Raw genomic sequence first — 17,457 nt, forward strand, 5'->3', positions numbered from 1 at the left:
GGGAAGGAGATGGAAAACAGCTGTGGAAACATTGAAACATAGCCCCAAATGTGGTAAACTAATTATCAAGGACGGATACGTCATTTGCCCTGTATGCAAACGGCGCACGTCTCAGATGATCCGGCCTGACACACAGGCGCGGCGCCTGCAACTCTGGTGCCGCCACTGCAAGGCGACGACCATCGTGAATATCGAGAGTGGCCAGTGCTTTCTTAGCCAGTGCCCGACAAACTGATCCCTGGATGGGGGCAGTGTCGGGCGCTGGCTTTTTGTTTTGCCCGGAGGTGATAGCCCGGGACGGAAGCCGGTGTCCGACTTGGACACAAGGGGGTGCTGGCATGATCTCAGCGCTGCGGCTGAACCAACTTAAGGCGCTGATTAAATCGGGCAGGGAAGCCCGCTTTTACGACTGGCCCGAGTGGCATGCAGTCCGTGCGGAAGTGCTCCGCCTGGACAGGCGGGAGTGCGTTCGCTGCCGGGAGCAGAAACACCGGTACCGGCCGGCCAGGATCGTCCACCACGTCAGGCATCTCCAGGACCGGCCGGATCTGGCGCTCAGCATCGTGGACCCGGACACCGGAGCGCGTCAGCTGGTCAGCGTCTGCAAGGACTGCCACGAGGAGCTCCACCCGGAGAGCCTGCGCAGGCTTCCGCAGCGACGCGCGCCGCTGACGGCCGAGCGGTGGGACTGATACCCCCCGTCCAAAAAACGCAGGTCCCGCCATTGGGGCCTAATCGGGTGGGTCTAGGACATTCTCGGCGCATCGCGCACCCACGCGCGCCCCGCCGGGCAGAGCGAGCCGGACAGGAGGAATGGCATGGCAAAAAAGCCGGAACAGACAAAAGCGTACCGAGAACTCCGGCAATCCATGATGGAGAGTCTGGAGGCCCGGGGCATGGTGGAGGCCGCATACACCGACAAGGTCCGGGAGTACATGAATTTTTGGATCCAGCTCAAGCAGCTGGAGGAGGATGTGGCCCAGCGCGGCGTGTGCGTGCTGGATGAAAAGCGCGGCATGATGGTGGAGAACCGCAGCATCTCCCTGGCGGTCCAGGTCTCCCGGCAGATGCTGGCCATCTATACGGCGCTGGGCTTCAAGGACGATGGACAGGGCCGGGGCGGTGAGGACGATGAGCTGTAACCTGCCGCCGGAGATCTGCCGGTATCTGGAGTCCGTGGAGGCGGACACCCCGCGGGCCTGCCCGGAGCAGCACGCACTGTGCGCCTATATCCGCCGCTGCTTTGAAGTCGAGGACATCCGTGTGGACACGGAGCAGCTGGCAAAATACCTGGGACTCATCCGGTATTTTCCCTTTGAGCGGCTCTTTCCATGGGAGGAGTTCCTTCTGGCGCTGTGGGACTGCACCTATAAGCCGGACGGGACGCCCCGCTGGAAAACGCTGCTGTGCATGGTTGGGCGCGGCGCGGGAAAGGACGGCTTCATCGCCTTTGACGGGGCCTGCTCCATCTCGCCCTATAACCCCGTCAGCCATTACAACGTGGACATCTGCGCCAACAACGAGGAGCAGGCGGTCACACCGGTGAAGGATCTGGCTGAGGTGCTGGAGTCCCCGAAGTATGAGAAGAAGCTGAAACGCCACTATTACCACACCAAGGAGCTCATCCAGGGCCGGAAAAACAAGGGCGTGATGAAGGGCCGGACCAATAACCCCAAGGGCCGGGACGGGATGCGCTCGGGCAAGGTGGTCTTCAACGAGGTCCACGCCTTTGAGAACTACGACAACATCAAGGTCTTTATCACCGGCCAGGGCAAGGTGGCCCAGCCCCGGGTGGGGATCTTCACCTCCAACGGAGAGGTGTCCGACGGGCCGCTGGACGACTACCTGGCGCGAGGCCGGAGGATCCTCTTCGAGGGAGAGCCGGACAACGGGTTTCTGCCCTTCATCTGCTGCCTGGGCAGCCGGGAGCAGGTCCATGATCCGGAGAACTGGTATATGGCAAACCCCTCGCTCTTTTATCTGCCGCACCTCCGGCAGGAGATCGAGGACGAGTACCGGGAGTGGGTGGACCACCCGGAGCAGAACGGAGATTTTCTAACCAAGCGCATGGGCCTGCGCGCGGGGCAGAAGGAGATCTCGGTCACGGACTATGAGAAGGTCAAGGCCACCAACCGGCCCCTGCCCGATCTGACCGGGTGGAGCTGCACCGTGGGTTTGGACTACGCCGAGCTCTCCGACTGGGCGTCGGTCAACTACCATTTCCGCCGGGGGGCGGAGCGGTATGACGTCAACCATACATGGATCTGCGCCCAGTCCAGGACGCTCCCCCGGGTCAAGGCCCCCTGGAGGGACTGGGCCGCCCGAAAGCTCGTGACCGTGGTGGATGATGTGAGCATCCACCCGGACCTGCTGGCGGCAGACATCCAGGACATGGCCCGGCGCTGCCATGTGCGCATGCTGGCAATGGACCACTACCGCTGGACGCTGGTCTCCGAGAGCATGAAGAAGATCGGCTTTGACGCAGGGGACAAAAAGCGGGTGAAGCTGGTGCGGCCGTCGGACATCATGATGGTGGACCCGGTGATCCAGGAGTGCTTTGACCGGCAGCTCTTCACCTGGGGAGACCAGCCGCACCTGCGCTGGGCGGTCAACAACACCAAGCGGGTGCGCAGCTCCAAAAAAATGGGGGTGGACACCGGGAACTTTATCTACGCCAAGATCGAGGGGAAGAGCCGCAAGACCGACCCATTTATGGCCCTGGTGGCCAGCATGACCATCGAGAGCGCCCTGGGTGAAGGCGCACCGGTGAGCGCCCCGCCGGTGGGGGTAATCCAATTATGAGGAGGTGATCCAGACGGCGATGCATTTTTTCAAGTGGCTGCGCGACCGGTCCGGCACGCCGTCCACCGTGGAGGTGAGCTGCCGGGAGCTGTTTGAGGCGGCCCAGGAGTACCAGGTGCGGGAGCTGTGCTTCTGGATCTGCGCCAACATGGTGGCCAATGCCATGGGCCGCTGCGAGTTTCGTACCTTCCGCAACGGGGAGGAGATCCAGGAAAAAGACTATTACCTCTGGAACATCTCCCCGAACGTGAACCAGAACGCCACCGCGTTCATGCACAAGCTGGTTGCCCGGCTCTATCAGGACAATGAGGCGCTGATCGTCAACACCCTCGCCCGGAACGATATGGATGCCCTGGTGGTGGCGGACAGCTGGGAGACGCCGGAGGAGTGGCCCTCCCGTCAGAACGAGTACCGGGGTGTGGTGGTGGGAGGGTATCAGTACCAGTATCCCCTCTATGAGTCCAATGTGCTCCACCTGAAGCTCAACCACACCAATATGCGCCCCATCGTCAACGGGCTCTATCAGTCCTATTACCGCATGGTCTCCGCTGCCATGAAGGCCTACGCCTGGGACAGGGGACAGCACTGGAAGGTCCATGTGGCCCAGATGGCCCAGGGCGACGACGGATGGGCCAAGACCTTCCAGCAGATGATCCAGGATCAGGTGAAGCCCTTCCTGGACAGCGACGGGGCCATCCTGCCGGAGTTTGATGGATACACCTATGAGAACGTGGGCGGAAAGCTGGGCGGGGACACTCGGGACATCCGGGCCATGATCGAGGATATCTTCGATTTTACCGCCCGGGGCTTCCTTATCCCGGCGGTGCTGACCAACGGGAAGGTGGAGGGAACCGCCGACGCCAACACCCGCTTTCTGACCAACTGCATCGACCCGCTGTGTGACCAGCTCCAGGAGGAGATCGTGCGCAAGCGGTACGGGTACGACCAGTGGAAACGGGGGAACTACCTGCGGATCGACTCCAGCAGTATCATCCACTTTGACCTTTTCGCCAATGCGGCCAACGTGGAGAAGCTGGTGGGCTCCGGGGCATACACCATCAATGATGTGCGCAGGGCGGCCAACCAGGCCACTATAAACGAGCCGTGGGCGGATGAGCATTTCATGACCCTGAACATCTCGCCCATGGGAGAGGCCACCCGAAAATTGAGCGCAAAGGAAGGAGGAACAAAGTGAATCAGAAAAAGACAATGTGGGAGATCAGGCAGGCTGCCAGCCCCGGCACCCTGGACCTCTACATCTACGGGGACGTGATGGAGGACGGGTACGACTGGTGGCGGGATGAGATCATCCGCAGCGAGACCAGCGCCAACACGTTTCGGGAGGAGCTCTCCGCCCACCCGGATGTGAAGCAGATCAATATTTATGTCAACAGTTACGGCGGATCGGTCTTTGAGGGAACGGCCATCTACAACCAGCTCAAGCGCCACCCCGCCCATAAGACGGTGTATGTGGACGGCTTTGCCTGCTCCATCGCCTCGGTCATCGCCATGGCGGGCGACGAGGTGGTCATGCCCCGGAACACCCTGATGATGATCCATAACATGTGGATGTGCGCCATGGGAAACGCCGGAGAGCTGCGGAAGGCGGCCGACGACCTGGACACCATCAACGCCGCCGGCCGCCAGGCCTATCTGGCCAAGTCGGGGGACCGCCTGGACGAGGAGGCCCTCACCGCCATGATGGACGAGGAGACCTGGCTCACCGCGGAGCAGTGTATCCAGTACGGCCTGGCCGACCGGTACGCCGAGCAGGAGGCCGACATGTCCGGGGCGGCGGCTGTCCTCCAGAAGGCCAACCTGACGCTGGAGCAACGCATCGGCATCCAGAAGAGCCTGGCGGCTCAGCTCCGGCAGCTGACCCAGGGGGACACGGGCGGCCCTGCCACACCGCCCAGCCAGGGCGCAAAGACCAACCCCATCTTTACTTTGTTTGAGAGGAGATAAGCTATGAAATCCAACGACATTCTCAACCGGGAGGAAATCCGCACCCTCATGCAGAAGGCCATCAAAGAGGGCGACACCGAGGGCTTTTATCAGGCCTTCGACCAGATGCTGGAGCTGATCCAGGAGGACATCCAGCAGAAGTATGACGCCCGCATCGGCGAGATGCAGCAGGAGATGGACTCCCGCATCCTGGCCGCCCGGGGCGTCCGGCAGCTCACCGCGAAGGAAACGGAATATTATCAGAAGCTCTCCCAGGCCATGAAGTCCAGAGACCCCAAGCAGGCCCTGGCCAATCTGGATGTGGTCATGCCGGAGACCATCATTGATGCCGTCTTTGATGAACTGCGCACCTCCCATCCGCTGCTCTCCCGGATCTCCTTCATTCCCACCGGCGGCGCCATCAAGATGATGATGAACACCAACGGGTACCAGGAGGCCGCGTGGGGCCCTCTCTGCGACGAGATCGTCAAGGAGCTGACTTCCGGCTTCAAGGAGGTGGAGACCGGCCTTCTGAAGCTGTCCGCCTTCCTGCCGGTTTGCAAGGCCATGCTGGACCTGGGCCCTGTGTGGATGGACAGCTATGTCCGCCAGGTGCTCTATGAAGCCCTGGCCAACGGCATGGAGGCCGGCATTACAGTGGGCGACGGCGATAACAAGCCCATCGGCATGAACCGGGACGTGAGCGAGGGCGTCAGCGTCTCCGGCGGAAAGTATCCGGAGAAAAAGACCGTTGAGGTCACCAACCTGGACGCCGAGACGGTGGGAAATCTGCTCTCCCTGCTGGCGGTAGATGGAAACGGAAAGCCCCGCGCGGTGCGGGATGTGATCCTGGTGGTCAATCCCCAGGACTACTTCCAGAAGGTCATGCCTGCCACCACCGTCATGGCCCCCGACGGCACCTACCGCAGCGATGTGCTGCCCTATCCGGCCTCCATCATCCAGTCTCCCGCCCTGCCGGTGGGCCGGGCCATCTTCGGCATGGCCTACAAGTACTTTGCCGCAGCCGGCACCGCGACAGACGGCCGCATCGAGTACTCTGACCACTACCGCTTCGTGGAGGACGAGCGGGTTTACCTCATCAAGGCGTATGCCAACGGACTGCCCATGGACGACAATGCGTTCCTCTACCTGGACATCTCCAAACTCCAGCCCACCGTCTACAAGGTGCAGCCGGTAGAGGCGCCCGCCGCGGTCACCGATGCCAATCTGGTCGACCTGAAGATCGGTGCACTCACCCTTACGCCAGCCTTTGCCGGGGAGACCACATCCTATACCGCGAGCACCACCAACGCCACCAATGTGATTAAGGCTACCCCCAAGCACGCCGGAGCGGTGATCGAAATCACCAACAAGGACACGGACGGCGACACCACAAATCCCGTGCCCAACGGCTCCGCCGTGACCTGGTTTGACGGCTCCAATACGCTGACCGTGAAGGTCACCGCCGCCGACGGTGAGACCACCAAGTCGTACACCGTCACCGTGACCAAATCCTGATGGCGGGACGGGACAGCCTGCCCGCCGGGCTGCTGGCCGACGTGAAGAACTACCTGGACATCACCTGGGACGATGAGGCCACCGACGCCAAGGTGTCCGGCCTCATCGCCTCAGGCATGGCCTATCTGGACGGCAAGCTGGGGGAGGCAGGGGACTACACCCAGGACGGAATGCCGCGCACGCTCCTGTTTGAGTATGTGCGCTATGCCAGGGACAGTGCGCTGGATGTGTTCGAGGGGAACTATCTGGCGCTGATCCTGGATATGCAAAACGAGAGGGCGGTGAGGCGCTATGCGGAAAACGCCGTTTCGGCCCCGTGACGACCGTATCACCCAGGGGTACAACGACGGCCTGCTGACGGTTTACGGTGTCACGGACGCCGGACCGCCCGGCGGCCTCCCGATCGAGAAGCCGGTCAAAAAGGCGGTGCTCCGCTATGAGGAGCGCCGCCTGGGATTGCAGCGCTACTATTCTGGGAAGCAGAATCAGGTGGAGGTGGAGCGGGTGGTCCGCACGCCCCGCCTGGCGTGCGTGAGCAGCCAGGACCTGGCCGTGACGGAGGACGGGCGGCAGTACCGGATCGATATGGTGCAGAGCGCCCCGGACGTCTACCCGCCCAGCATGGACCTGACCCTCACCAGGATCGACCAGAATTACAAGGTGTCCGACTTGGACACATCCGGGGAGGGGGATGGACATGGACTGGTATGACACCATCAAAGCGGCGCACTTGGCGGTCACCGATGCGGTGAGCCACGCCAGACGCCTCAAGTCGGAGCGCTATTTTGTCTGGCAGGAGGACGGAACCAACGATCTTGCGGCAGACGGCGGCCACGCGGAGCGGGCGGTCACCGGCACCACGGACCTCTTCACCCGGCAGGAGCGGGACCCCTGGGCGGAGGAGCTCGGACAGGCCCTCAGCGAGTACGGTGTGTCCTGGAGCCTCAACTCCGTGCAGCATGAGGAGGAAACCGGGTTCTTCCACTACGAGTGGGTCTGGGAGGTGCTGGCCTGATGGCGACCATCAACTTCAAGGGCGGCGAGGACTACATCATGAAGCTCTCCAAGCTGGAGGCCGGGCTGAAGGACCAGGTCCTCGGAGCGGCCATTTACGGGGCAGCCGGCATCGTCGCCGACGAGATCCGCAAGACACTGGACCAGGTGCCCACCGACGAGCGGTTCGGAACGTCAGACAGCCCCACGAGAGGGCCGAAGAAAAGACAGCGGGATGGGCTGGCGCACAGCCTGGGCATTGCCTCCATGCAGGACGACGGCACCGGGTATCTGCACGTCAAGATCGGGTTTGACGGGTACAACGACATCCGCACCAAGCGCTGGCCCAACGGCCAACCCAACCAGATGGTGGCCCGGTCGGTGGAGAGCGGCACCACCTGGATGAAGAAGAATCCCTTTGTGCGCAAGGCTGTGAACGCCTCCAAACAGCGGGCTGTGGCGTTCATGCAGCACTCTACGGAAAAAAACATCGAAGATCTTATGAAGTAAGGAGCGATACCTATGGCAACCATTGGCGTTTCCAAACCCTACTATGCCAAGTATTCCGCCTCGGGCGGCAGCGTGACCTACTCCGCCGGCGGCGTGATGGGAAAGGCCACCGAGGTCGGGGTGGAGATCGAGACCAGCGACGACAACAACCTCTATGCCGACAACGGCATCGCCGAGACCGACCGGCAGTTTGCCGGCGGCACCCTCACGGTGAAGCCGGACGATCTCTCGGACGAGGTCTCCAAGGCCATCCTGGGCCTGGCCGAGCAGGAGGTCGGCGTGATCGACGGCGTGACCGACAAGAGCGTGAAGGAGCTTTTGTACAATGACGACCAGGTGACCCCCTATCTGGGGGTGGGCTTCATCATCAAGAAGCAGGTGCGCGGCGTCACCAAGTGGCGGGCCATCGTTTTGACCCGCGTCATGTTCTCGGTACCCGCCGACGCGGCCACCACCCAGGGGGAGAGCATTGAGTGGCAGGTCCCCGAGCTCACGGCCACCATCATGCGGGACGAGAGTGAAAAGCACAGCTGGAAGAAGGAGGCCACCTTCACCACTGAGGCCCAGGCCGAGGCCTACATCAAGAACCGCCTGAGCATCACGGAGGGCCCCTGATATGAGAACGGCGATGATTACCCTGGACGGGAAAGCGTACCCCCTGTGTTTTTCCACGCGGGTGGTGCGGTCCTGCCACGAGCGATACGGCGGCATCGATCAGATCGGCCAGGCGCTGAGCGGGAACGACCTGATGGAGGTCTTGGACGAGACGCTGTGGCTCCTCTCGGCCATGCTGGACGCCGGATACCGGCACGCAAAGCTCAACGGGGAGGAGTCTCCGGTGCCTCCCGACCAGGAGACCCTCTATGACCTGTGCGGCATGGATGACCTGGCGGGCCTCAAGGCCAGAGTCATGGAGAGCATGTCGGCCGGCGCGTCTCACTCGGTGGACGCACAGCCCCCAAAAAACGCGACCGCCACTCAGGGAGAGAAGGAGACGACGGGCCAATCGGCCCCGAGTGGTACATCTGGTACGGATTGAAGATTGGCCTGACCTATGACCAGGCGCTGGATCTCCCCTTTGGAGAACTGCTGGATCTCATCGCCATTGAGCAGATCAAGCACGAGGGGATGGTCCGGCGCCGGGTCCTGAGCGACGAAGAGATTATCCCGGATGTGAGGTGAGGAGCGTTGAGCGTGGATATCGGCCCAAAAATCGGAATCGACGGCGAGGCCGAATTTCGCAAGCAGCTGGGCAACATCAACCAGCAATTAAAGACCTTGGGCAGTGAAATGAAGGCGGTGACCTCCGCCTTTGACGCGGGAGACCAGAGCGAGGCGGCCCTGGGAGACCAGAGCGAGGTCCTCAACCGCCAGATCGAGGCCCAGGAGCAAAAACTTGCCCTGCTGCGCAAGGGCCTGGACGCTGCTGCCGAGAAGTACGGCGAGAACGACAGCCGCACGCTTCGCTGGGCCCAGGCGGTGAACGACGCCACCGCAGACCTGAACAAGATGAAGTCTGCGCTCTCCAAGACGGAGGGTGACATGGACGATCTGTCCGACACGACAGAACAGGCCGGAGAGGCTGCGGAGCAGGCTGGCGGGAAGTTCAGCAGCATGACAGTCGCCCTTGGTAATGTGGCATCCAGCGGGATCCAGGCGGCCGCCAGCGCCATCGGGAACGCGGTCAAGAGTCTTTTCAGCCTGGACGAATCCACCGAGGAATACCGGGTGGCGCAGGGAAAGCTCAATAGTGCTTTTGAGGCTGCTGGCTCTGACGCGGATATGGCGTCGTATGCGTATAAAGAATTTTATAAAATTCTCGGCGACACAGATACCGCCACGGAAGCATCACAGCTTTTGTCTAAGCTGTCTACTGACGGCGAGGACATCGCATATTGGACACACATTGCAGCTGGTGTGTTTGGTGAGTTTGGCGACTCTATCCCTGTTGAGGGACTGATCGAAGCCAGTAACGAAACCGCTAAAACCGCGAAAGTAACCGGCGTACTGGCGGACGCGCTGAACTGGGTCGGGATCAGCGAAGACGAGGTAAATAAAACGCTTTCGTCCATGTCGGATGAAACCGACCGGGCGAACTACCTCATGAATCTGCTGATGGATACCTATGACGGATCCGCAGACGCTTTCTGGAAAAATAACGAGGCCCTGGTGCAGGCCCGGGAGAATCAGGCCCTGATGGATGCATCCCTGAGCGGGCTTGGCGAGACCATTTCCAAAGTCAAGACGCAGCTCTCGTCCGAGCTATTCCCGGCACTGACCCAGCTCATCGATGCCTTTAACGGCATCCTGACAGGCGCACCAGGCGCGGGGGATGCCATGGCGCAGGCGGTGGGCCAGATCGTGAGCACGGTGGCCGAGAAGCTGCCGGAATTTTTGAGCACAGGGGCGCAGATCGTGTCCGCGCTGCTGAGCGGTATCGCTCAGAGCCTGCCGGAGATTGCAGCTGCCGGGGCGGAAGTGGTGGGAGGGTTGATCTCTTCCGTTGCGGAGAAAACGCCCGAGCTGATCCAGCAGGGAGGGCAGGTCCTGTTGGACCTGGTACAGGGATTTTCCCAACAGCTTCCGGTCTGGATTGCGGCGGCCGGAGATGCGCTGGCCGCCTTTTTCCAGTTCCTTGGCGACAATGCTCCGGCCCTGATTGAGCAAGGCGCGAACGTGCTCGGCGAGCTGGCGCTGGGCATCATCAACGCCATTCCGGGTCTTGTGGCACAGCTTCCCAAGATCATCTCGGCGATCGTATCCTTTTTGCTTTCGTCCCTCCCGCAGATCGCGGAGAGCGGCGCCCGGCTCCTGGCCGAGCTGGCCATCGGCATCGTCGGGAATATTCCGGAGCTGCTTTCGTCCGTGCTGAAAGTCAGAGTGGCCATTCTGGACGGTCTGAAAGCGCTGATCGGAGAAATCCCGGACATCGGGAAGAACATCGTGGAGGGACTCTGGGAGGGCATCACCGGCTCGGCTGCGTGGCTCACCGGGAAGATCAAGGAGTGGTGCGGGAGCGTGCTGGACGGAGTGAAATCCTTCTTCGGCATCCACTCGCCCTCCGCCGTGTTCCGGGACGAGGTGGGACGGTTCATGGCCCAGGGCATCGGCGTGGGCTTCCAGCGGGAGATGGCCGGCGTGGCGGCCCAGATGCAGCGGAGCATCCCGGTGCCGTCTGTTCGCTTCGGCGGACAGATGGACCGCTCCGGGGCGTCGTATGGCGCGCAGCCCTCCATCCCCGCGTCCTATACCTTCTACCTGACCACCGAGCTGGATGGGACGACTCTCGCCCGCAAGCAGTATCAATTCAACGCCCGTGAGGCCTCGCTCCGTGGCCCGTCTCTGGTGGAGGTGCCGACTGGATGAAACTGAACATCAATGGCCAGGACTTTACGGGGTGCTTCAACCGATACGGAGTCTCTCCATCCCATGAGAAGCGGGAGGGGCCCAACAGCGGGACGGACATCGCCGGAGGGACCATCCTGGATGTGGTGTCGGTCAAGGCGGTGCTGGACCTGGAGGCCAACGGGCTGAATCAGGCGCAGTACTCCGCCCTGATCCGGCTGTGTAAGCTGACCTATGTGACCGTGACCTACGACGATCCGGACACAGGGGAGGAAGTGACGCGGGTCATGATCCCAACAGCCGGGGCGCCCACACAGGTGCCCCTCTCCGGGCGGGGGAATTGGTACAAGGATCTGACGCTCAACCTGCGGGAGAGGTGATGGGATGAACCGGCTGATATACCGGAATAAGGCGTATACAGGGGAGACCCGGGATCTGCTGTCGGCCTCCGCCAGCATCGGGGACGCCCTGGCCGCGGAGAGCCTCAGCGTGGATACCCTCACCGCCAGGGTGCTGAACTACGACACCAGACTCCTGCCCCTCGCCGCCGACGGGAAGCTGCTGGCTGCGGAGGGAGTGCTTCTGGCCGCACAAACGGCCCGTCTGGGGCTGGACAAGTCCTACCGGTACGGGGAGCCGGTCTGGTACTATCACGGGGAGGACCTCATCGGAAAGTTCTATGTGGAGTCCATTCCCCGCACGGGCCGCGAGGCCTATCAACTGAAGGCGGTCTCCGCCGTGGGACTGCTCCGCTCCTCCTACTACTACGGCGGCATATACAACGGCATTTCCCTGGCAGAGCTGGCGGCCGACATCATCCGCGGCATCATCGCGTACCGGATGGACCCGGCCCTGGGAGAGACCATCCTGTATGGCCTGATCCGCAAAAAATCCAGACGGGACGCCCTGCTGGACACGCTCTTTGCCGCCGGCGCGATGATCGAAAAGGATGAGACGGGCCTGCTGTCCATCGTGCCCCAAAAGGAGAGGACGCCCTACGGACTGGAGGAGACCGAGATCTACATGGGCGGCTCGGTGGCCGGGGATACCCCGGCTACCCAGATCAGCGTGACGGAGCACTCGTTCGCGGCCCTTCCGGGGGACACTCTGGTCACCCTCTTCGACGGCGAGGCGGCCGCGGAAGTGCTGGTGACCCCCATGGGTGCACAGGTGCGCGGCGTGCTGGTGGAGTTCGACGAGCCCGCCCACGACCTCCAGGCGGCCAACGGAGTCATCCTGGAGAGCGGCGCAAACTACGCGGTCCTGGGACCATCCTCCTCAGTGACCCTGACCGGAAAGCAGTACACCCATACCCAGCGGGTGCTTACCAAGGTCCTCTCGGACCAGGGCACCCCGAATGTGATCCAGTCCTCCGCGTGTGAGTTGGTGAGCCTACTCAATGCGGAGAATGTGCTCAAGCGGCTGGAGGCCTACTACGGGCACGCGGTGTCCTACCAGATGGACCTGGTGGTCACCCACCAGAAGCCGGGGGACGCGGTCACCTTCGTCGATCCCTTCGGGGAGGCGGCGTCCGGATACATCCGGGACCTGGATATCACCATGTCCGGCATCCTGAAGGGGAGTGCCACCATCGTCTCCGGCTATATCCCCACCGCGTCGGGCAACTACTACGAGCACGTGGCGGTCCTGACCGAGGACACCGACTTTGTCATGCCGCCGGAGTGCAAGGGCAAGGCCCGGGTGGTGGTCATCGGCGGGGGCGACGGCGGCGGCCTGGGAAGCCCCGGAAAAGAAGGCGGGAAAGCGTCTGCTGACAAGTATGGCGCAGCCGGTGAGGGCGGCGCGCCCGGCACGCCAGGCAATGGCGGCAAGATCTATGTGGAGACCATCCAGGCATCACCCGGGCAGCGCTTTGCGGTAAAGATCGGCCCTGGCGGAAAGGGAGCTACCTTGGACGCGGAAGCTGAGCCGGGCGGTGAGACCACCTTTGGGGCGCTCTCCTCCGCCGATGGCCGGAGCGCCGCAGAGGGATATGTGAACCTCTTTGACGGATCCATTTATGGAGACGTAGGCATCAGCGGCATCCCCGGCGGGCGAGGCTCCGGAGCCGGGGAGACTGGCACGGAGGTCGTGCCCGGCGAGGACGTGGAGTACAAAGGTGTGATCTATCGCCCTGGTGAACAGGGCGAAAGCGGCCATTATAGCAGCTACTATGGCCTTGGCGGCCTTGGCGGCGGTGCTGCTGCCGGAGCACCCGGCGGAAACGGCGAGCGAGGATATGTAAACAGCCAACCATTTGCAAATGGCGGTGAGGGCGGCGATGGAGCCGTCCCTGTAAAAGCCGATGACGGACTCCGACGTGGGCAGGGCGGAGGCGCCGGACACGGCGGCGGAGGCGGCGGAGGCGGCGGCCCCGCAAAAGGACCCGACTCGTCCAGCACGTGGTACGGTCAGGGTGGATCTGGAGGCGACGGCGGCGAGGGCGGCGACGGAGCCCCCGGCATGGTACTTGTATATTATTGAGGAGGTAACATGGCACATACCACAGAAATTATGGTCAACGGCATCCTGACCCAGGTGACGGAATTTGACCACTCCGCCCAGGATATCGACGACGCCGTGGATGCACTGAATGGGGCAAAGACGCCTCAGGAGGCGCTTGCGAATTTGGGGGCAGGGGTGCGGCCTTCCAGAATTGTGAATGGCGGCTTTAAAGAAAACCAAAGAGGGAAGAACAGCTACACAGGAGCCTGGAACTATTGCTTTGACGGGTGGGTGCTTTCGAGCAACATGACGATCGAGAAGAGCGGGAATGGGGACATTGTTGTCTCCAATACATCCGCCTCCGAGAACGGTTATCTTATACAGAGAATCGAATCCCCATTGTTCGACGTAGTATCGACATTTTCTGTTGTAACAAATGAAGGAGTTTTCTGCGCGACTGGGAATATGAACTCTGTCAGTCACGACGGATTTAGCGAATCAACCTCGTTTGGGTCGGTTTCGGTAGAATGGGATAGTAGTTGGCAGTACGTTTCAATAGGACTTCGTGCTGGGCAATCGATTACGTTTCCGACTTCAAAAGGTGTTGTTGCAAAGTTTGAAGATGGCCTTAATCAAACTTTGGCTTATCAAAAGTCTGACGGTACATTAGAACCGATTCCGCAGCCGGACAGCAAGCCGGGGCAGATTCTGGCGGAGTGCCAGCGGTATATTTATTCTCCATTTTATGGAGCCTTTCCAACAGCTCCGATTGGCACTGTGTTTGTCAGCAACCAAACGACCGGATTTGTAGTAGTAAAGACGCCTGTTCTCATGCGCACAAAGCCGGTTTTCTCTGGAGATCCGTCAAAACTTTGGATCGTAAAGAGCAACGGAGGAGGCGCACAAAGACCCTCCGCGTTGAGCGTAATGGGTATGTCCGGGTGTGGTGTGTTCCTGTCCGTCACCGCGTCTTTTGAGGATGGCGGACAATACATCATGTATTCCGAGGACATATCGAACCCGTCGGATTTCCTTCTCTCCGCCGAGTTGTGAGGTGATTACTGATGGAAATGACACAATCGAAAGTGTATGTTAAGGCCGACGAGCGCGGCCGAATTACCCGTTGCGACGGCGGGTATACCGCCCCCGAGGACCTGCCCGGCTGGACGCAGATCGACGAAGGCGTGGGCGACCGGTATAACCTCTGTCAGTCGCACTATTTTCCCTCCGGACTGTACACGGAGGACGGCGTCCCCCGGTACAAGTTGACGGACGGCCGAGCGGTGGAACGCACGGCGGAGGAGATCGAGGCAGACCGGGCGGCCATCCCTCCGGCGCGTCCGTCCCGCACCAGCCAGATGGAGGCGGCAGTCATGGCTTTTGCAGCGGCTGCTGTGGATATCGAGGACACTGTGGCATTGCAGATTCCGGACCTTTTCCCCACGTGGGCGGACGTGTTGAAGGAAGGTAAGGAACTGCCGGAGGGCCGCATCATCCAGGACGGCGGGCAGCTTTACCGTGTGGTGCAGGCGGTCACGCCTCTGGAGAGTCAGCCGCCCCACGGGGAGGGCATGCTGGCCGTATACCGGCCAATCGACCAGGAGCACGCCGGGACCGCAGAGGACCCCATCCCGTGGGTGCTGGGGATGGACTGCATTGCAGGTAAGCATTATTCGTACAAAGACAAGGTGTACCGGGTGGCCGCGGGCGGCAGCATGACACCATGCGTCTGGCCGCCGGATACGCCCAGTATGTGGCAGTGGGAGGAGATCGCATGAGTTACAAAATCGCGGAATACCAGCAAGATAAATACCGTTTTCATCTGTACGATAATGTGAAGCGTCTCACCTGGAAGCAAATCAAGGCAGAGCAGGGACCAAACTGCGTGGGCGTGGTCAACCTGGCCTATTTTTCCATGGCGAGCTACTCCCACCAGAGCGCAATCATGATCGGCGGCGCGTGGGGTCTGCGACCCAAATACCACGAGTACGGCATCTTGATCGACGAGGCGGGTCACCTCTCCGTCGGCACCGAGGACCAGGCAGTCTATGACTATGCCATCGGCTGCCCTCCGGTGGATATCAACGGCCGACGGTATACCGACAAGGATGGCGGGCGCAATGGGTGGACATACACTGGGATCAAGCCGGACGGGACGGTTGTAGTCCTCCTTTGCTCCAAGGACACGCCGGAGACCACGGATTCCCTGGAGGACGCCCTGCGGGCGCGTGGGTGCGTCCACATCCTCCGGTGGGACGGCTCCTGGTCATCCCAGGGCACCCTTGGGCCGAGCCTGGAGGTGACGCCAAGCCAGCGGCGCATCTGCCGGTCCTGGCTGCTCATCTTCCGCCGGAGCGGTGAGGATAAGCCAGACGGAGACAAGGAGGATACCATGAGCAAACAGTACACGGTCACGCCGTCCATCGGCGTGAACATCCGCAGCGGCCCGGGTACGGGCTATGGAAAGACGGGAGCCTACCCCTGCGGCACGGTGGTCACCGTCCTGGAGGAGCGGGATGGCTGGGGAAGAACGGACAAGGGCTGGGTCTCCTTGGACTACCTGGAGCCGGTAAAGGCCCCTCAGCGGACCACTGACAACGGCATTGCCATCCAGATCGACTACATCCCCCAGGGCCGGAAGAACCGCCCCGGCGGCTTCAACCCGTGCAGCTACCTCACCATCCACGAGACTGGGAACGCAGCCCGGGGGGCGGACGCCGCGGCCCACGCCTCCTACCTGAAGGGGGATGTAGCCGCCAACGCCCTGGTGAGCTGGCACTACACGGTGGACGACCACGCCATCGTCCAGCACCTGCCGGATACCGAGACGGCATATCACGCCGGTGACGGAGCCAAGGGACCCGGCAACACCAAGAGTATCGGCATCGAGATCTGCGTGGACTCCGGCGGGAACTTTGAGAAGGCAAAAGAGAACGCCGCCGCCCTGGTGCGCCTCCTGATGGATGAGCACAGCATCCCCCTGGAGCGGGTAGTGCAGCACCACCATTGGAACGGCAAGGACTGCCCCCGGACGATCCGGAACACGCCTGGCGGCTGGGAAGAGTTCCTGAAGCTGTGCAAAGGGGAGGAGCCCAATGTGTCCAACTTGGACACCGATGTGGACGAATTGGCCAAGGCCGGGATCGTAACCAGCCCGGACTACTGGAAGACCGGCAGCGGATACGCGGACGCCAATGTGGTGTGCTTGATCCACGCCATGGCGGAGTATCTTCGGAAGGAGAAAGACTGATATGGAGCATGTGAATACGTTCAAAGCTGCGCTGTCTGCTTTCTGTGCTGCCCTCACCGCACTGTGGGGCTGGTTTGGCTGGCTGGTCATTGCCTGGATCTCCTGCATGGCCATCGACTATGCCACCGGGTCCTGCGCGGCGCTGCGAGCAGGGAAGTGGTCCAGCCAGGCCGCCAGAGATGGCATCTGGCACAAGCTGGGGGCGGTCGTGGCGGTCATCGTAGCCGGCATCTTGGACATGGTAATCAGTATGATCCTGGAACATATGCCTGGCATCAGCCTGCCGTTTACATATGAGGTCTTTTTCTGCCCGCTGGTGATCGTGTGGTATATACTTACGGAGGCCGGAAGCATCATTGAGAACGCCGGAGCGCTGGGGGCGGATATCCCGCCCTGGCTTACGAAGGCCATTGAGTCCCTGCGCGAAAAGGTGGACGATGGGGCAGGAGCACAAGAGGATACAAAATAGGTCAAATCAAAAAGCATGGTTGTAGCAAGATCCCGCCGAATGATCGGCGGGATCTTTTTTGCGTTCTCTTGTAAATTAACACACTCCAATATTGGTATTTTTATTGACAAAGCTCCAATATTGGTATATAATAAAACCATCAAGAAGGGAACACCCCAGGAGGTAATGAGTTATGTATAAC

Annotated in this window: 21 protein-coding genes; all 21 read left to right on the forward strand. The window is 61.4% G+C overall.

Annotated elements, in window-relative coordinates:
* Positions 1-22: 22 nt before the first annotated feature.
* The 21 genes from INF37_RS15825 (at position 23) to INF37_RS02065 (ending at position 17,276) form a co-directional block, all read left to right on the forward strand.
* A complete protein-coding gene (locus INF37_RS15825) occupies positions 23-235 on the forward strand; it encodes a cysteine-rich KTR domain-containing protein (RefSeq protein ID WP_193536067.1) in 213 nt (70 codons plus the stop codon).
* A 103-nt stretch (positions 236-338) separates the two neighbouring features.
* On the forward strand, positions 339-692 hold the full coding sequence (locus INF37_RS01970) for an HNH endonuclease (protein WP_193536069.1): 354 nt from the start codon (positions 339-341) through the stop codon (positions 690-692).
* A gap of 126 nt (positions 693-818) precedes the next feature.
* On the forward strand, positions 819-1,142 hold the full coding sequence (locus INF37_RS01975) for a P27 family phage terminase small subunit (RefSeq protein WP_193536072.1): 324 nt from the start codon (positions 819-821) through the stop codon (positions 1,140-1,142).
* Positions 1,132-2,802, forward strand: a complete 1,671-nt coding sequence (locus INF37_RS01980; RefSeq protein WP_193536074.1) for a terminase TerL endonuclease subunit — start codon at positions 1,132-1,134, stop codon at positions 2,800-2,802. The genes INF37_RS01975 and INF37_RS01980 overlap by 11 nt, the downstream gene beginning before the upstream one ends.
* A 19-nt stretch (positions 2,803-2,821) precedes the next feature.
* Positions 2,822-3,997 (forward strand): phage portal protein, encoded by a 1,176-nt coding sequence (locus INF37_RS01985; protein ID WP_193536076.1) that lies wholly within the window; start codon positions 2,822-2,824, stop codon positions 3,995-3,997.
* Positions 3,994-4,767: a head maturation protease, ClpP-related gene (locus INF37_RS01990; RefSeq protein ID WP_328821004.1), complete on the forward strand. Its 774-nt coding sequence runs from the start codon at positions 3,994-3,996 to the stop codon at positions 4,765-4,767. The genes INF37_RS01985 and INF37_RS01990 overlap by 4 nt, the downstream gene beginning before the upstream one ends.
* 3 nt (positions 4,768-4,770) lie before the next feature.
* Complete coding sequence (locus tag INF37_RS01995) at positions 4,771-6,264, forward strand: phage major capsid protein (RefSeq protein ID WP_193536078.1); 1,494 nt, start codon at positions 4,771-4,773, stop codon at positions 6,262-6,264.
* Positions 6,264-6,584, forward strand: coding sequence for a hypothetical protein (locus INF37_RS02000; protein WP_193536080.1), 321 nt, complete (start codon positions 6,264-6,266; stop codon positions 6,582-6,584). Before INF37_RS01995 ends, INF37_RS02000 begins: the two co-directional genes overlap by 1 nt.
* Entirely contained in the window at positions 6,556-6,975 is a 420-nt protein-coding gene (locus INF37_RS02005) for a head-tail adaptor protein (RefSeq protein WP_193536082.1), read from the forward strand. Before INF37_RS02000 ends, INF37_RS02005 begins: the two co-directional genes overlap by 29 nt.
* Positions 6,962-7,279, forward strand: coding sequence for a hypothetical protein (locus tag INF37_RS02010; protein WP_193536084.1), 318 nt, complete (start codon positions 6,962-6,964; stop codon positions 7,277-7,279). Before INF37_RS02005 ends, INF37_RS02010 begins: the two co-directional genes overlap by 14 nt.
* Positions 7,279-7,767 carry a hypothetical protein gene (locus INF37_RS02015; RefSeq protein ID WP_193536086.1) on the forward strand — a complete coding sequence of 163 codons (489 nt, stop codon included), beginning with the start codon at positions 7,279-7,281 and terminating at the stop codon, positions 7,765-7,767. Before INF37_RS02010 ends, INF37_RS02015 begins: the two co-directional genes overlap by 1 nt.
* Before the next feature lie 12 nt (positions 7,768-7,779).
* Positions 7,780-8,382: a major tail protein gene (locus INF37_RS02020; protein WP_193536088.1), complete on the forward strand. Its 603-nt coding sequence runs from the start codon at positions 7,780-7,782 to the stop codon at positions 8,380-8,382.
* A 1-nt stretch (position 8,383) separates the two neighbouring features.
* A complete protein-coding gene (locus INF37_RS02025; RefSeq protein ID WP_193536090.1) occupies positions 8,384-8,806 on the forward strand; it encodes a hypothetical protein in 423 nt (140 codons plus the stop codon).
* On the forward strand, positions 8,803-8,949 hold the full coding sequence (locus INF37_RS02030; protein ID WP_193536092.1) for a hypothetical protein: 147 nt from the start codon (positions 8,803-8,805) through the stop codon (positions 8,947-8,949). The genes INF37_RS02025 and INF37_RS02030 overlap by 4 nt, the downstream gene beginning before the upstream one ends.
* A gap of 12 nt (positions 8,950-8,961) precedes the next feature.
* Positions 8,962-11,133 (forward strand): phage tail protein, encoded by a 2,172-nt coding sequence (locus INF37_RS02035; protein ID WP_193536094.1) that lies wholly within the window; start codon positions 8,962-8,964, stop codon positions 11,131-11,133.
* On the forward strand, positions 11,130-11,492 hold the full coding sequence (locus INF37_RS02040; RefSeq protein ID WP_193536096.1) for a hypothetical protein: 363 nt from the start codon (positions 11,130-11,132) through the stop codon (positions 11,490-11,492). Before INF37_RS02035 ends, INF37_RS02040 begins: the two co-directional genes overlap by 4 nt.
* 4 nt (positions 11,493-11,496) lie before the next feature.
* Positions 11,497-13,596 (forward strand): hypothetical protein, encoded by a 2,100-nt coding sequence (locus INF37_RS02045; RefSeq protein ID WP_193536098.1) that lies wholly within the window; start codon positions 11,497-11,499, stop codon positions 13,594-13,596.
* Between the two features lie 9 nt (positions 13,597-13,605).
* The gene (locus INF37_RS02050; protein WP_193536100.1) at positions 13,606-14,610 is read left to right on the forward strand and encodes a hypothetical protein; all 1,005 of its coding nucleotides are present in this window, start codon (positions 13,606-13,608) and stop codon (positions 14,608-14,610) included.
* Between the two features lie 11 nt (positions 14,611-14,621).
* On the forward strand, positions 14,622-15,335 hold the full coding sequence (locus INF37_RS02055; protein WP_193536102.1) for a hypothetical protein: 714 nt from the start codon (positions 14,622-14,624) through the stop codon (positions 15,333-15,335).
* A complete protein-coding gene (locus INF37_RS02060) occupies positions 15,332-16,807 on the forward strand; it encodes an N-acetylmuramoyl-L-alanine amidase (RefSeq protein ID WP_193536104.1) in 1,476 nt (491 codons plus the stop codon). Before INF37_RS02055 ends, INF37_RS02060 begins: the two co-directional genes overlap by 4 nt.
* Before the next feature lies 1 nt (position 16,808).
* Positions 16,809-17,276: a phage holin family protein gene (locus INF37_RS02065; protein ID WP_193536106.1), complete on the forward strand. Its 468-nt coding sequence runs from the start codon at positions 16,809-16,811 to the stop codon at positions 17,274-17,276.
* The last annotated feature ends 181 nt before the right edge of the window (positions 17,277-17,457 follow it).

Origin of the sequence: Pseudoflavonifractor gallinarum, from assembly GCF_014982855.1 — a bacterium.
In the GTDB taxonomy this organism is placed as follows: domain Bacteria; phylum Bacillota; class Clostridia; order Oscillospirales; family Oscillospiraceae; genus Pseudoflavonifractor_A; species Pseudoflavonifractor_A gallinarum.